The sequence below is a fragment of the Bradyrhizobium sp. Ash2021 genome (assembly GCF_031202265.1).
GTDB lineage: Bacteria > Pseudomonadota > Alphaproteobacteria > Rhizobiales > Xanthobacteraceae > Bradyrhizobium.
In genome coordinates, this window is the sequence record NZ_CP100604.1 from 7,606,518 (window position 1) to 7,621,769 (window position 15,252).

General features: G+C 59.8%; 13 protein-coding genes and 2 pseudogenes. 8 read left to right on the forward strand and 7 right to left on the reverse strand.

The features are described from left to right. Positions 1–11 precede the first annotated feature (11 nt). Complete coding sequence (locus NL528_RS36620) at positions 12–662, forward strand: c-type cytochrome (protein WP_309179238.1); 651 nt, start codon at positions 12–14, stop codon at positions 660–662. Positions 663–837: 175 nt separating this feature from the next. On the opposite strand, the gene NL528_RS36625 is transcribed toward NL528_RS36620, so the two are convergent. Next, on the reverse strand, positions 838–2,268 hold the full coding sequence (locus NL528_RS36625) for an IS1182 family transposase (protein ID WP_309179239.1): 1,431 nt from the start codon (positions 2,266–2,268) through the stop codon (positions 838–840). A 392-nt stretch (positions 2,269–2,660) separates the two neighbouring features. Further along, positions 2,661–3,932: a hypothetical protein gene (locus NL528_RS36630; protein WP_309179240.1), complete on the reverse strand. Its 1,272-nt coding sequence runs from the start codon at positions 3,930–3,932 to the stop codon at positions 2,661–2,663. 578 nt (positions 3,933–4,510) lie between these two features. Between NL528_RS36630 and NL528_RS36635 the strand changes: the two genes are divergently transcribed. Then, the gene (locus tag NL528_RS36635) at positions 4,511–5,488 is read left to right on the forward strand and encodes an ABC transporter substrate-binding protein (RefSeq protein ID WP_309179241.1); all 978 of its coding nucleotides are present in this window, start codon (positions 4,511–4,513) and stop codon (positions 5,486–5,488) included. Positions 5,489–5,721: 233 nt separating this feature from the next. On the opposite strand, the gene NL528_RS36640 is transcribed toward NL528_RS36635, so the two are convergent. Then, positions 5,722–6,588 carry an MBL fold metallo-hydrolase gene (locus NL528_RS36640; protein ID WP_309179242.1) on the reverse strand — a complete coding sequence of 289 codons (867 nt, stop codon included), beginning with the start codon at positions 6,586–6,588 and terminating at the stop codon, positions 5,722–5,724. Between the two features lie 39 nt (positions 6,589–6,627). On the opposite strand from NL528_RS36640, the gene NL528_RS36645 reads away from it, so the two are divergent. Continuing rightward, on the forward strand, positions 6,628–6,891 hold the full coding sequence (locus NL528_RS36645) for a hypothetical protein (protein WP_309179243.1): 264 nt from the start codon (positions 6,628–6,630) through the stop codon (positions 6,889–6,891). A gap of 258 nt (positions 6,892–7,149) precedes the next feature. Beyond that, positions 7,150–8,216: pseudogene (locus tag NL528_RS36655) on the forward strand (IS110 family transposase). Positions 8,217–8,820: 604 nt separating this feature from the next. Here the strand turns inward: NL528_RS36655 and NL528_RS36660 are convergent. From NL528_RS36660 to NL528_RS36670, 3 genes are all read right to left on the reverse strand, one after another. After that, the gene (locus NL528_RS36660) at positions 8,821–9,483 is read right to left on the reverse strand and encodes a tetratricopeptide repeat protein (protein WP_309179244.1); all 663 of its coding nucleotides are present in this window, start codon (positions 9,481–9,483) and stop codon (positions 8,821–8,823) included. A gap of 288 nt (positions 9,484–9,771) precedes the next feature. Continuing rightward, positions 9,772–10,299: a thermonuclease family protein gene (locus NL528_RS36665; protein ID WP_309179245.1), complete on the reverse strand. Its 528-nt coding sequence runs from the start codon at positions 10,297–10,299 to the stop codon at positions 9,772–9,774. Further along, a complete protein-coding gene (locus NL528_RS36670; protein WP_309179246.1) occupies positions 10,281–10,577 on the reverse strand; it encodes a hypothetical protein in 297 nt (98 codons plus the stop codon). The genes NL528_RS36665 and NL528_RS36670 overlap by 19 nt, the downstream gene beginning before the upstream one ends. 1,309 nt (positions 10,578–11,886) lie before the next feature. On the opposite strand from NL528_RS36670, the gene NL528_RS36675 reads away from it, so the two are divergent. The 4 genes and pseudogenes from NL528_RS36675 to NL528_RS36690 form a co-directional block, all read left to right on the forward strand. Then, positions 11,887–12,102, forward strand: coding sequence for a hypothetical protein (locus NL528_RS36675; protein ID WP_309179247.1), 216 nt, complete (start codon positions 11,887–11,889; stop codon positions 12,100–12,102). A 724-nt stretch (positions 12,103–12,826) separates the two neighbouring features. Next, on the forward strand, positions 12,827–13,249 hold the full coding sequence (locus NL528_RS36680; protein ID WP_309179248.1) for an AAA family ATPase: 423 nt from the start codon (positions 12,827–12,829) through the stop codon (positions 13,247–13,249). Between the two features lie 252 nt (positions 13,250–13,501). Beyond that, positions 13,502–13,696: a hypothetical protein gene (locus NL528_RS36685; protein ID WP_309185350.1), complete on the forward strand. Its 195-nt coding sequence runs from the start codon at positions 13,502–13,504 to the stop codon at positions 13,694–13,696. Next, positions 13,644–14,240: pseudogene (locus NL528_RS36690) on the forward strand (IS30 family transposase); the annotation flags it as partial. The gene NL528_RS36685 and the pseudogene NL528_RS36690, both read left to right, overlap by 53 nt. Before the next feature lie 477 nt (positions 14,241–14,717). Here the strand turns inward: NL528_RS36690 and NL528_RS36695 are convergent. After that, positions 14,718–15,050: a hypothetical protein gene (locus NL528_RS36695; RefSeq protein ID WP_309179249.1), complete on the reverse strand. Its 333-nt coding sequence runs from the start codon at positions 15,048–15,050 to the stop codon at positions 14,718–14,720. Positions 15,051–15,252 lie beyond the last annotated feature (202 nt).

Genomic DNA, 15,252 nt, shown 5'->3' on the forward strand with positions numbered 1-15,252 from the left:
GGCAGGGTTCCATGAGGTTACGATCGGTATCGCCGACAGCAGCCCTTGCCGCCGTCCTCTGCATTGTCTCCGCGCTGGCGGATGCGGAAGACAAGGCGGCGTCCGCCGTCTCTGGGCAAGAACTCAAGGCCAAGACCGACTATTGCAAGACCTGCCACGGCTTGGCGGCGCAAGGCTTTCGCGGGTCTTTTCCGATGCCGCGGCTGGCGGGACAGCAGCCGGAGTATCTCCAGAATCAATTGCAAGCGTTTATCGAGCACCGGCGCACAAACCCGGTCATGTTCAATGTCGCGCATGTTCTGAAGCCATCCATGGTCTCGGCCTTGGCCACATACTTCAAGGACCTCAATCCCAAGCCGTTGGGAGGCGCCACAAAGGAGCTCGTGCCGGAGGGCAAGAAGATTTACGAAGAAGGCGTTCCGAGCGCCAACGTTCCTCCCTGCGCCTCCTGTCACGGGCCGGATGCGAAGGGGGCCGATGCATTTCCTCGCCTGGCAGGGCAGCTTCATGACTACATCTTCAGGAAGCTGACGAACTGGGAAAAAGAAAGAGGGCAGAACAGGGATCAGCCCGATACGTCGGCGATTATGCAGCCGATCGCCCACGATCTTACTGAAGCGCAAATCAAAGCCGTCGCCGCGTATGTCAGCCAATTGGAGTGAGGAACCCATCGCGTCGGCATAGTCGAGCGTAAAGACAAACGGTCTACCGCAGCCACCTTTGAAAACGGCTCATCGCTATGTTTGGGCTCTCGGCCGATGTCGCATATGGGTCCAGACTGTGTAAAAACGCGGATGTTGAGGTTTGAGGCGCAGCCGGCTGGCTCATGAGCCGAGCCTATGCTCGGATCGCTTCTATTAGTCCGCCAACGCCGAGAATGCTCATGACCCGTTTCATGTTGTAGGCCAGGACGTGTAGCGCCATTTCGGTACCGACGTGCTTGAGCGTTTTCATCTGGAAGTGCGTCGATCCCATCCACGACTTTATCGTACCGAATGGATGCTCGACGGTCTGGCGGCGAAGGCGCATTTTCGCCGGGTTTCGATCGAGCCTCGCTTGCACGGCCTCAAGGACGGCTTCGTGCTCCCAACGTGAGATCCGTCGTTCTTTGCCTGTCGTGCACTGACCCTTCAGCGCGCAGCCCTGGCACGCGTTGGTCCAATAGCGGCGCAGTGTCTTGCCATCCTCTTCGTTGGTGTAGTGATAGACTAGCTGCTCACCGGCGGGACAAAGATAAACGTCGTCCGCCGCGACGTAGACGAAGTCCTGCTTGCCGAAGCGCCCTTTGACGTTGAGGCCCGACGTTATCGGCTTCGGCAGATAGACAGTGACGCCGGCTTGCTCACAGGCAACAATTTCCTCGCCGCTATAGTACCCGCGATCGGCTACAGCCGTCTCGGAACCAATCGCTGCGCGTGCCTGCTCGGACATGCGGGATAGCTGGCTCCGGTCAGACCCAACGTTGGTCACCTCATGGGTAACAATGAGATGATGCTTGGTGTCGACAGCACTTTGAACATTGTACCCGACCATCCCGCTGCCTCGGCCACTCGTGGCCATCGAGCGAGCATCGGGGTCGGTCAGCGATATCTGTTTGTCCTCGGTCTGCATCATCAGAGTGTTCAGACCGTTTAGGCGTTGTATCTCCTGGCGCAGCGTCGCAATCTTCTCGTTGAGCCGGGTGATCTTGGCCTCCGGTACTGCTTCCCCCTGGCGGTCGGCGCTGTCGAGCTGCGAGAGATACCGGGCGATGCTCTCGTCAATCTGCGCCAGCCGCCGCTGCATCTTGGCCTGGGTGAAGTTCCGGTCCCGAGTGTTGACGGCCTTGAACTTGCTGCCGTCGATCGCAACGCTCGCTTCGCTGAACAGCTCAAGGCGTCGGCACAGCACCACGAACTCACGGCAAACCTTGCGGATGGCCTCGCCGTTATCCTTCCGGAAGTCGGCTATCGTCTTGAAGTCTGGCATTAAGCGTCCGGTCAGCCAAACCAACTCAATGTTGCGTTGGCATTCCCGTTCCAGGCGCCGGCTCGATTGCACTCGATTGAGGTATCCGTAGACGTAAATCTTCAACAATGTCGCCGGGTGGTAGGCCGGCCTTCCTGTCGCCTCCGGCTCAACACCGCCAAAGCCCAGCTTGGCCAGATCAAGCTCATCGACAAAGACATCGATCGCTCGGACCGGATTATCCTCGGCTAAATAGTCTTCCAGCCGCTCGGGAAACAACGTGCTCTGGCTGCGGTCATCGCCAACGACAAAGCGCGTCATCGAATCCTCCAACCGAATCGCTGGAGAATCATATCATTGAGGGTGTTTTCATTGAGGGTGTTTTCACACAGTCTGGGTCAAACTGCGAAGTAGCCCGGCGCTGCTCTTATGTCTGGTTCACCCCCGATAGCGGCGGAATGGCGGACATCATGGGACTTCTCAAATGCGCGGCGGCCTGCGGTGTCGTGCTACGTTTCCTGAAGGTCAGTCTTTCCGACAGCTCTGCAAAACGATTCGGGTAACCCGTGGATAGCTGACGCGCTGATCTGGGGCCGGATCGACGCGAAGGGCCAGAACCGTATTCAAGGTTGGTAGCAGCTCAGCACTGAACTGGCGTCTACAACGGTGGCATGGAGTCTCTGTGGGATGGAGCGCCCTCATCGCGGGCGGCGTCAGCTCTGTTGCTGTGCAAGCTCCAAGGCGCCGTTCGCAAACGCGCTGGCGTAGCGAGCGAGTGTCGCCACATCGACCGCCTCCGGCCAGCGGTCGGCCACGTTATGATAGACCTCGCTGCTACACACCAGCGTCACGAACCGCCCGCCGCCCTGCTGGACGGGACGGGCTTCTCCGCGAGCTGCGGAAGCGTAAGGCGTTTTCGCGTTTACGGTCAGCCCTTCCTTTTCCAGTGACCGGACCATCCACTGTTCAAGCACTTCGTCGGAGGCGTGGATGAGATTCGGCTGTCGCGGCGCACCAATGTCAGAGCCGATAAAAATCCACGCGTGTGCGCGCCGCACAAGGTCTCCTCGGCGTTTTTGATAGTCATAAATACCTAGAAGTCCGAGTTCGTGACCACTCAACGCGACGAAGAAGGAATCCCGCGCAGGCTTGCCGGCGGCCAGGACCCTGATCGTTTCCAGCCAACACGCAAGGCGGCTCCCCTGCTCGCTTACGCATTGCCACCAGCCACTACGCGGTGCCATGAAGACGAGCGGCGCCAGTGCCGGGTTGCTGCCCGCGACCTTGAGGGTGACGTTTAAGGCTTCCGCGGCCGTCCGGCTCGCGTGGGCAACGAGCGTCGCCTCGGGGCGCTGCCGGGCCTGCTCCTGCAGCCACCCGCTTTCGACGCTTGAGACTTGCAGCGTCGGCGGGCCGATCGGCTTGGTGAAGGATCCGGCGTTGAGCAGGAAGAGTCCGGGGTGGCTGCCGCGCGTGAGCAGGACCACCGCCTTGTGGCGGCTCTGCCGCGCTTCCGCGACGGGCCCCGCTTGCGCTCTGAACCCCTCCGTGACCCCAAGCGGCTCGGTTTCTGCCAACCCGATCTCGGCGTCGCTACCGAGGGGTCCGAGCCTGCCGCGTACTCCTTCCCCGTCGGTGAAGTTGGCGTCGAAGAGCGGCACTCCGTCGATGCGCCGATCCGCGATTCGCAAGTGACACGATTGCGGATCAACCCGGCTGAGCGCGAAGGGTTCGAGCTCAGGCTCGGCGCCTAATTCCTGTACCTTTTTCGCCAGCCATTCTGCTGACGCTTTGTCGGTCGGCGTCCCCGTGCGGTGGTTTCCTTGGGCATCGTAAGCCGCGAGTACGTCTGCGATCCGCTGCTCCAGCGCGACCGACGAGGGCGTCCGATCTTTTGCAAACAGCAAGTTCGGACTGCCGGTCGCGGCCGCGAGCGCCGCCACCACCGTGCGGCCACCGACCACCAAAAATGCTCTGCGTTGCATTTTGCGGCCTCCGATTCTGCATCGATCATTCCAGACGACCTAAGTCGCGCATCAGGATACGCCTTATCGAGTCTCGCGACAAATGTTGCTTAGAGCTCGCTTGCGGGCCGGGCTGTCCCTGCTCGCATGAGCACCAGCCAGTCCGCAACCGCCCGACTGGGGAGCGGCCAGACGTTGCCGAGCGCCAAGACACTTTTGCACTACGCCGAGGCGACCGGCAGCAAGTTCCACCTGCGGCTATCGGCGGCTTGAGGCGCCAATTGCGAACCACAGGAAACCACTTCGCACAAAATCGTACAGTGGTGCGCCACGGTCGATGAAGATGGGCACTATTCGTTCGCCGTGGCGCTATGATGCCGTGGCCCGTTCCTCGCTTCAATCGTCAAGACTGCGACCGCGTGCGATTTCGTGCTACGCCTCGTGGGCGGCCGTCTTCCGATGTCGCGAGAGCGTCCGGTTATCCTTTGACTGCTGCCATGCCGAACCATCCCAGGGATCGACGCGATGTGCCAAAGCGAGAGAAGTCATCGATGCGAAGGTGCCTTACGAAGGTGCTTGAGCGCTGATTGGAGAAGGCCATGTACTTCAGGAATATTGGGCTTGTAGTCGTGACGTCGTTGTCAGTGTTTCTGGCATCCAACTCATCCGAGGCCCAGCAAGCCGACAAAATCCCCCATGTAGGATTTCTTGCACCCCAGGGTCGTACCCTGCCCCTTTTGGATGCATTCAAGAAAGGGCTTTCCGACCTCGGCTACATTGATGGCCGCAATATCGTAATCGAAGCGCGATTTGCAGAAGGACACTACGAACGATTTCCCGAAATTCTTGCTGAGTTCAGCCGGATGAAGGTGGATGTCCTTGCAGTCACGGGAGCTGTGACGGCACGGGCGGCCAAGAAGGCGGTCACAGACATCCCGATTGTCTTCTCCATTGTCGTCGATCCGGTGCCAGATGGTGTTGTCCCAAATTTGGAGCGGCCCCTTGGAAATCTCACAGGCGTGACGAGCTTTGATCCGCTGCAATCCAAGAAGCAGCTTGAGCTTCTCAAGGAGGTGGTTCCTTCCCTGAAACGAGTGGCGATCCTTGGCGATCAGGGCGTCTCCGAAGCATTGATGAAGGCGGGCGAGGAGCAGGCGCGAGCCATGGGCCTGGAGCCTCAACGGATCAGACTCGCAGGTCCAGTACCTGACCTCGATGCAGCATTCGCAGCAATTAGGCAGCAGCATGCGGAGGCGGTGCTGATACTGGAAGAACCGGTGCTCGGGGTCTACGCGGACCAAATCGCGAAACTCGCGGCCAAGGAGCGGCTCCCCACCCTATTTGCGCCGTCCCGTGTGAGCGCGGGGGGGCTCCTCAACTATGGAACGAGCCAAGTGGCAGCCATCCGCCGCATGACTGCGTACGTCGACAAAATTCTGAAGGGAGCCAAACCGGGTGACCTCCCGGTGGAAAGGATGACGCTTTACGAGCTCGTCGTGAACGTTAAGACCGCTCGGGAGGTCGGCGTCACCATCCCGCCCGAGGTACTCAAGCGGTCCGATCAAACTATCCAGTAGCCCTCGGCGTGCCGATGCCCGAGGAATTGATGGAGCGCGCGGACATTGTGATGCAATGACCTTTATGGACTGCCTGACGTAGAGGTTCTGCGATGACGGCTTTGGGTCAAAAACGGAAGTCGTAGCTGGCGCAAATTGCTTCCGGTTCACCCTCGACAACGGACATCCGCCACGACAACCGGCATGTCCGAAAAGTGCCACTAACGGACATTTACGTAATCGCGAGGCTCCGGTCACGCCTCAAAAACCAAGCGAGTGCCGGTGTACGCGCGAAGGACTTTCGCGGACATCGCAGCACGCGCGATTTCGTAGAAGGGTTCGCCCGTACAATGCAGCGGAACCACGTAAGTCGGATCGATCTCCTGGAGCGCCTTGACCGTGTCCCGAACGTAGTCCTCCGGATAAGGCGCGAGATGAAAGCCCCCGATCACAGCATGAATTTTTTCCACGCCGGAGGCGGCTTGAGCTTGCCTGATCGCATTGACCACGCCGCGATGGCTGCACGACGTCAGAACGACAAGCCCGCGTCCTTTCAGATTGAATGCGGTGGCGATTTCGTGCTGAAATTGATCCGGCACGACGGGCGCACTGCGTTCCGCCTCGCTGAGGCGCTCGGGATAACAGCCGACGCCTCGGTCGAAACCAATGGTCATCGCGCTCGGCGATAGCACCTTCTCGAAGCTCTTCTGGCCGATCTGCCCCGTGGTCACGGCGTGATCGGCAACCAGGGCGGGTCTCTCGGTGGAGGTTACGGCGACCTCGGCCTGCTCGAGCGCTTTGCGATCGATGACGCCGAAGTTGCCGCGCACCGGAGGTGCAGTCCATTGTCGCGCGCAAAAGCATCCTTCGCCGCCGACAAATAACGGCAGTTTGCGCTTGAGCTTGCCGCTGTGCGCCTGCAGGAAACCGACGAGACCGCCAAAGTGATCCTGGTGCCCGTGGCTGAGCACAAGGGCGTCGATTGCTGCGGGATCAATGCCAAGCAGGCCGGTATTGTTGAGAAGTGCTTCCGGCGTGAACCCGAAATCGACCAGGATATTGCGCGTCTCGTTGCCGCGTCGTGACTCGACCTGCATCGCAAGGCCGAATTCACTGACCAACGTTCTGCCCGGCGGCTTGTCGCTGAGACCCCAGCCAAAATGCTGGATATCAACATTAGGCAGCTTCCTGCTCGGAGCGACAGCGAACTGATAGCTATCGATCACGATCCGAACCGCTATGTGGTCAAGCTCAGGAACCGATCCGGTGACGGCCTCGGCTCTAGCCGGTTTCGAGCCAGCAAGGAGCGTGGCAAGTATCACACTCAGGATGCCGGCGCCTCCGCCGCAGACAAATTCCCGGCGCCCAATCTCATCGCAGAAAAACTGCCGTCGAGAAGGGCTTCCATGAGATCGCGCAATTGAAGGTGAAATGTATTCGACTGCCATTGCTACCTCCCATTCCTGCCAACAAACGTGGCCATAAACAGAAGGCGCGGGTCCGCTCGGACGTATTTCATTCCGCAGGGTCGGGCGTCTTAACTTGGATACAGTTCTACCAACTTGCCGCTACGTCAAGCAAAATTGCCGGTGGGCGGAGTCCGTTAATGGGATGGTCCGGCCGTGCTCCTGCCCCGCCAGCAAGCGAAGCTCGCAAGGGGCGCCAAAGACAAGGAGCACGCCATGTCTCAGATACCCAATACCGCGATCGCCGTGATCGGCATCGATATCGGCAAGAACTCGTTCCACGTCGTGGGCCACGATGCGCGCGGCGCCATCGCACTGCGGCAAAAGTGGTCGCGTGGCCAAGTGGAAGCGCGGCTCGCCAATATGCCGCCCTGCCTGGTCGGCATGGAAGCCTGCGTCGGCGCGCATCACCTGAGCCGCAAACTCGCATCGCTTGGTCACGATGCCAGGTTATGCCGGCCAAATATGTCCGCCCCTATAGCAAGGGACAGAAGAACGACTTCAATGATGCCGAAGCGATTGCCGAAGCCGTGCAGCGCCCGACGATGAAGTTCGTGGCGACCAAGACCGCGGAGCAACTGGATCTGCAGGCGCTGCATCGGGTGCGCGAGCGACTGGTGTCGCAACGCACCGGCATCATCAACCAGATTCGCGCCTTCATGTTGGAACGCGGGATCGCCGTGCGCCAAGGTATCGGCTTCCTGCGCACGGAACTGCCCACCATCCTTGCGACGCGCACCGATGCCCTGTCGCCACGCATGTTGCGTGTCATCGAGGAGTTGGCAGGCGACTGGCGCCGACTGAATCAGCGTATCGATGGCCTCTCCGGCGAGATCGAAGCCCTGGCCCGTCAAGATCAGGCATGTTCGCGCCTGATGACGGTGCCCGGCATCGGGCCGATCATTTCGAGCGCCATGGTGGCCGCGATCGGCACTGGAGACGTATTCTCCAAAGGCCGCGACTTCGGCGCCTGGCTCGGACTGGTGCCCAAGCAGATCTCGACGGGAGACCGCACGATCCTCGGCAAAATCTCCAGGCGCGGCAATCGCTACCTGCGCGTTCTGTTCGTGCAGGCGGCATGGGTTGTGCTTGTGAAGGTGAAGCCCACCAGGTGGGGCTATGGGCTCAAGCGATGGATCGAGGCGGCCAAGAAGCGGCTGCATCACAACGTGCTCGCGACCGCGCTCGCCAACAAACTTGCCCGCATCGCCTGGGCGGTGCTGGCCAAAGGACGCGCCTTCGAGCTGACGAGGACCGACGATGCAGGCGTCCGACTCGCTTGATCCTCGCGCCGTGCTCGGGGCCGTCAAGGCGCAGCCTGGCAGCGGTAGAGCAAGACGTCAGGACAGCACGACGGCCGGCCTTGACGGCCCTTGCGCGCGGCGCGTCTGCGCGCGCAGGCCGGGACGAAGGAACGACCGCCAGGCACGAACAAAGGAACAGCGCGAAGTGAGGAGCTATCGATGACGTAACCAACATCCCTTACCCGCCGAGGTCTTCGAGAGGATGAGACGACGATGGAGGATCGGTCTTCCCGGCGCATGCGAACACTGGTGACCCGAATGGCCCGTTCGAGGCCTGTCCGCTAATTAGCTCGAATGCGCGCTGATATCCATGATGGCCCGGAGCACCACACGCTCCAATCAGAGGCCGGATACATTGATGCAAGACCGCATCTGCCAGGTCGACGAAACCTCTTGCAACGCGCGGCCGGAACATACATTCGGGTCAAACTGCGACATCGGCTGACACCGGCCCGAAGTCCGCTTTACTGCTACAAGCGGATCTCCAGCTCGTTGACCTTGCTCCAACGTCATCACGCCTCCGGCATTCCAGCGCGGAGCAAACTATTGAGAAATCGCTCATGCTTATCGTCTAAGGCTGAATTTATGGACAGCATCTTGGTCCGTAGACGGCCTTGATATTCGGATCAAGCGCAACCGCATGCTGCACGGCAGCCCTTGCTGCTTCCAGATCACCCAGCTGCATCAGCGCGCCGGCGAGCCCAAAATGGGGCCAAGAATAGTTTCGGTTGTTTTCGATGGCTCGCCGAAACCACATGGCCGCGTCAGCAAATCTGTCGAGCCGTAGTTTGGAGAAACCGACCCAGTTCATCCACCAGAATGCAAAGTTGTCACGAGGGGAAATCCGAAGTGCTTCATTGACGTGGGCTTCAGTTTCCTCACCGCGTCCAAGAAGTTGCTTAGCTTGGCCGATAAAAGCGTGCGCACTGGCCAAATTCCGATCAAGCGCCAATGCGCGCTCGCATTCCGCAATACCTTGCATCGCTCGGCTCGTAAAAATGTAGACTGATCCAAGGACCAAATGCGCGGTGGCATGCTGAGGGTTCTTGGACAGCGCGTCAATCAAAGCTGCTTCAGCTGTCACAAAGTGGGGGATGCTGTCATTCCCCATTAGCGCGGCGCCGAAGATAGTATGTACGGTTGCTCTTCCGACTAGCGCTTCGATGTTGTTGGGGTCGAGAACCAAAGCGCGCTCGTAGTACTCTGCCGCTTTCAGCACAGCCTCAGGGGTCGTATTGTTGTTCACGAGCGCCCAACCCTGAATGTGTAGATCCGTCGAAGTCGGACTTTGCACATTCGCAGATCGTTGAGCATCGGCATCAACAAGTTCGCGGACATTAGTCGGCGCACCCAACCAGCCAGCCACGCGCCGGGCCGCAGCGTGGCTTTGGGTGCGCCAACCGCCTTGTCGCTCCTCGCTACCCGGCAGCCATTCCGACGCCCTTAGCCCACGCCCCGGGGGCGGCTATCTGCCAGCGGCCACGGCTTTAGCGGGCGACCGTTTTGGGAAACGGATGTTCTAACCCGGCTGGGATCACGGATGGGCATTCGTGTCATCCGAACAGCCGCCCGGCGTTCCGCCCTCGCGCATGCAGGCGCGATAGAGCCACGGCGCAACGTAGCTCCCGACCCATATCCCGCGCCCGGTGTGCTCGGCGCCGCGTTGAGCGGGGTCGTACCTTCCCCTCGAATATCGCGGCCAATCGAGCGCGAGGCCGTTGCGGACAAGCCATTCCGCGAGGTCGGCGCCGTCCACCGAGCACGTCGCCACGGTCCGCCCATATTGATCGAGCGACACGGGAACGCAGCTCACCGGCCGTCGGGCGATGAAGGCATCCAGATCATTCGCGGCCTTCGCGCCGCAGCGATACTGCAAGCTATCATCACTCCGGCAAAGCTGGCTGCTTTCCGGCGCGTCTATGCCCCAAAGGCGAATGCGCCTACCGTGAATTTCGAGCGTGTCTCCGTCGATGACGCTGGCTTGTCCGGTCATGTCGCCGGACATGGCCATGCTGGTCGACGCGAGCAGCAACAGCGCGGCTATCACGTTTCGCAAAACCATCGAATGATCCGATACTTTTTTGCTGCCTTCTTTCGAGGGCTTGGTATCCCCGCCGCGCTGCCCCGGTTGAGCGCACGCACAACGCCGATGCGGGCGAACATGGTCGGGCCTCCAAGGCCCACCACCAGCATCAGCGCCTCGATGGCGGCCCGCCATTCCGGCGCGTCGTGCTCGGCTTTCGGCAGCTTGGTAATGTAGGTGGCGGCATCTCTGAGCGTGACGATCTGGCGGCCGTCCGGCAGCGGTATCGGGTCATCAAACGGCGCGGACCAAGGCATGCTGTGATTGTCTCACCATGCCGGGGTCGAGTAGTCGAGCGCCACACGGCGTCACGCGCGCTTCAGCGAGCAGCACGGCGTTAACCTCGAATGGTTGCTGGAAGGTAAAGGCCGCATCTTCAAAAACGACCCTCTCACGCTGGGCCCGGACATGACCGGGAGGGAATTCGCCGCGGCGGTCTCAACCCTGTCGATGGCTGATCAACAGGAGATCAGGACCATGGTTTGCGAAATCCTGGAGGAGCGTGGCTCGTGAAGCGACGCAATCGCAACCATCGGAAGCGCAACCGGCAGCGGCTGACGGCTCATGCCAGGTGGCTGAGGCGGTAACCTGCCCTCAAAAAATTTACGCCGTCGGGCTCGAAATGTCGTGTCCCGGCGGCGCATGTTACTGGGCCCCTGAAATCCCCAGCACCGTCAATTTAGCAGGCCCCACGCCGAGCAGATGTGAACTGGTTCACAATCGTGGTCGTTCTTTCCAAAACCGCGCGCGGGCTTCGGTCCCGCGCTTTTTTGACGCTTATTTTGGCGACCAACACATGAAATCGATTAGAATAACCTGAACAATCGGTTGGATTAATGATCTCTAGAGGGCAATAGCTTCTCATCACTGGGGATAGATCGAGATGAGTGCATCTCGCGAATCGGCGAGACGAACGAGCATCTCTTCGATCCTACCTGGCATTCAGCGTTCCGGTGCTCTGAGTAAGGTGACCCCAGAAGCGGTGTTGCTCATCCCGAGACACCAGCCATGAGGAGAGATGAATATGCGCTCTATACTGATTCTGATACTTGCTCTCGGCGCAGCGAATCCGGCCGCAGCGCATCAGCGCCACGCGTATGCGTTTGGCCATGTGAATGCGAATGTCGTGAGGGGAAGCGCACCGGCAGTCCAGGTCGCCGCAGCTGCCGCGCAGGGTGTCCCTAGCAGCCTACGCCCGCGCAACCCCATAAACAGAGTAATTCCATGGGACCAAACAGCAACCACAAGCAACGCGGCGCTTCCCGAGTGTGGCTTTGCGGCCGAGACGGATCAATCGACCAACATACACCCCTGCGACCCGCGTAACGTCTATCTGACGCGCTAATCGCCTGATAGCGAGCTTTGCCAGAACCAGCCGGGAGATCAAAGAGCAGCTCACCAGCGCGGCTCAAGGACAGAGATGAGATGCCGGCGGCGCCGATCGCATAGGAAGCGAAACCGGCGGCGGCTCAGGCGGTAGTTTTCCACAATCCCGGCGGTGCTGGCGTCTTGTTTCGGTGCCGCCGGGGTCCAGGATCACACTGCGACTCACCAGGAGAGCAAGTCATGCGCAACAGGAAAGCGGCGGGAGTAGATGCCGATGTTGAGGCGCGGATAGCTCAAATCGAGCAGATGACGTTAGACCAGATCGCAGAGTTTCAGCGCAGGATACTGACCGAGATCACCACAGGAAGAATCGCGCCTAGAGAAGTCAGCGCCATAGATCGCGCTCTCCGAAAACGGCTGAAAGCGATTGAGCGGGAAGTGCGCGAGGGCGGCTGAGGCGGTGACAAGAACCAGCGCGGGGTCGAGAGGCCCCGCGTCTCACCCTGATTTAACCGGCCACCATTCGACGGCCACCCCTTCGCACACGATCGCGGTCACCGGCCTGCGGCCGATCGTTTTGCGCTCCAGTCGAAATTCGAGATTGTCACGACGAGGAAGCGGCGCTTGCCCGGGCGTCAGCTTCCGCTTTTTCGTTGATGCCGGGATGTTTAAGGAAGCCAACCCGCGGCCGTGAAACTCCCGATCCTATTGAGCGACGCCGCGCTCTTTCCAAGCGGTTCGGATTACACGCTTGCGTTCGGGACTTGCGACCATCGCACTCCCCTGGAAAACGAACTCCCCGGGCGGCCAGCAGTTCCCCATTCCGGCAGCGCAATTGCCGACACGGCTGCGCAGCCGCGGGGCGCTGGTGCGCTCCAGCTGATCGCCCCGCTCCACTGCCTGCAAAACCAGGACTCACCACGGGCCTTCCTACGGGCTTGGCGGGGCAGATCAAGCTAGTAATCCGTCCTCTTCACATCAAGACGCTGATGTCGATCCCGACGACGACATTCCCTGGGATAATGCCGCGGTCGAGGCCTACGAACGTGATGTTGCGGATCATCACGACAAGCCGCCCAGCTACCTCGAGAGCCCGCCGATAGTCGATTCCGACATCCCGGAAGACATCGAAGACGAGGCGCCGCCAAGCAAGCCGCTGATCGGATCGAGCGCATCCTTTGTGCGGGGGTTTATCCCGCCCGATTACCTTCTAGATGGCATCCTGCAGCGCCGGTTCTGCTACAGCTTCACAGCAAGAACCGGTACCGGCAAGACGGCAATCATGCTGCGTATTGCCGCGCATGTCGCGCTCGGCAGGCCGCTCGGCAGCCGCAATGTCGAGAGGGGAAAGGTTCTCTATTTCGCCGGCGAGAATCCAGATGACATCCGAATGCGCTGGATCGCGATGTCGGCGGAGATGGGTTTCGACGTCGATACGGTCGAGGTCTACTTCATCGCCGGCACGTTCAAGATTTTAGTGTTGCAAAAGTCCCAAAATGGAGCCCGATCAATTTCCCGCCAAACGACGAAACAAGCAGCAAATGCGTATCGACCTCGTCCCAAACGCGCTAACGAAGTAGCCTGTGAGTTCATCGTGGGATGATGTAGTCCCCCATATGATTTCTTGATCGCCGCGCGTACGGCTCTGAAAATTTGTATCCAGGCGTCCAAAAAGAGTTTTGCAACAGTATCGGGGGACGAGCAGACATGGCTTTCCGCCTGCGCTTCTCACGCCGCTCAAGCCACCTGATGATCTCCTCATCGCGCGCGGAGGCCCCCGGGAAAGGGCGCATGACCACGCGCCCGTGTTTCATCGCTCTATCCAGTTCATGTAAAAGCTTTGGGTCTTTGTGATATGCTTCCGCGCGCGCCACACAGCGATTGCCAGCGCAAGGACCAAATCGTCGTGCCGACCTTCTCTGGCATTGAACGTCAGATGACCGCCCTCGGTATATTTGACGCGGAAGTCCTGCAGCTCGCGCACCAGTTCGGCCGCCTTGCTTGGCCATCTTCGATCGAAGCGCTCGATGCGTCGCTCCAGGCCGGTTGACCCGAATGGCGACAAACGGGGGCATATCAAGGATATCGTCTCAATCCGTCAGCGACCGGCGGCGGTTGAAGATCGGGCGGTGCCTGGTCATTGGGAGGGCGATCTCCTGTCCGGGCCGAACAACACCTACATCGCGACCTTGGTCGAGCGTCATACCCGTTACGTGATGTTGGCCAAGGTGGCAGGCAAGGACACCCGGACGGTTGTCACCGCGCTCATCAAGCAGGCGAAGAAGCTACCAAAGGAGCTATATAAATCCCTGACCTGGGACCGGGGCAAGGAACTTACGGATCATCGTCGCTTTACGTTGGCGACCAAAATCGACGTCTATTTTTGCGATCCGCAAAGCCCGTGGCAACGCGGGTCGAATGAGAATACCAATGGCCTGCTGAGACAGTACTTTCCTAAGGGCACCGACTTGTCGATGCATTCGCAAGCCCATCTGAACAAAGTGGCTCGTCAGCTAAATGAACGACCACGTGAGACCTTGCAATTTGAAACACCAGCAGAGAGATTTAACGCCTGTGTTGCGTCGACCGGTTGAGCCGGCACCCTGAGAGCGGACATCGTGCACCGCAGTCGGCAGGTCCGTTTCGTGCCAAACTCGGAATTCGTTAGGTTTGGAGTAGCAACGCTTATTCACGACGTCGGGGCTTCGCCGCAGGCTCCTTCACCGAAGAGCGGTTCGATGCGCTACGCGCACATATTTTGCGGCTGGAGCAAGAGGCTGAAACGGAACGAAAGTAGGGCGCTCAGCGGGCCGCGCTGCGCCGATTACCGCGCGACGTAAACCTTACTTCGTAGCTTCGCTTTGATAGCCGACTTTGTAGCTTCTTTCGACCAACGATGGCCGTTCCGTCGACCCCAACAGTTGCAAACCCTCGGAGATGACGCGAATGACGTTTTCTCGCTCAAGTCTGCGGCGATGAAGTCGGCGCCGGGATAGATCTCGCGGGCCGCGCGGCCGGCGCCTGTCGCGCGGCAGCTTAGCGTAGCCCGCGACGCGGCCGATTGGTTCCCGTTAGGCCTGCTCGGCGCCGGCATCGAGTAGGATGATCCGAAATCCGGACGGGTCAATTTTAAACCATTGGCTTTCAATCGCGCAGGCGCAGCCGGCGACGTATTCCAACTCGCTTCCGCCGGTGTCGAGAAAGGCGCGGTTCATCGTGCCGATATTGGTGAACTGGCCGACGTCGATATCCTGCTGCAGCACGAGTGCGAGGAGTTTCCGCGCGGCGGCTTCTGGATTCGCGAACGGGCGATCCTGGACGAATTTCATGGCGTCGGTAATATGGCGCGGTCGGAATGGGTCCAGCTCTTGGCTATTCGTCGTCCACAATCTCGGAACGCTCATCTGTTCTCTCCATAGCTTAGAGAATATATCGAATATGTTGCTCCTCCCGGCCCTGACGGCCTTTGATCTAGCTCAAATGGCTGAATTATTTCCGATCAAAAACTCTGCTTTCAGAACCGAGTTTTTGTTTCGTGGCAACATCGCTGACGTCTGAGTTGGGTCAAACGCAGACATCAGCCATTCTCCCCGGCATATCCGTCCT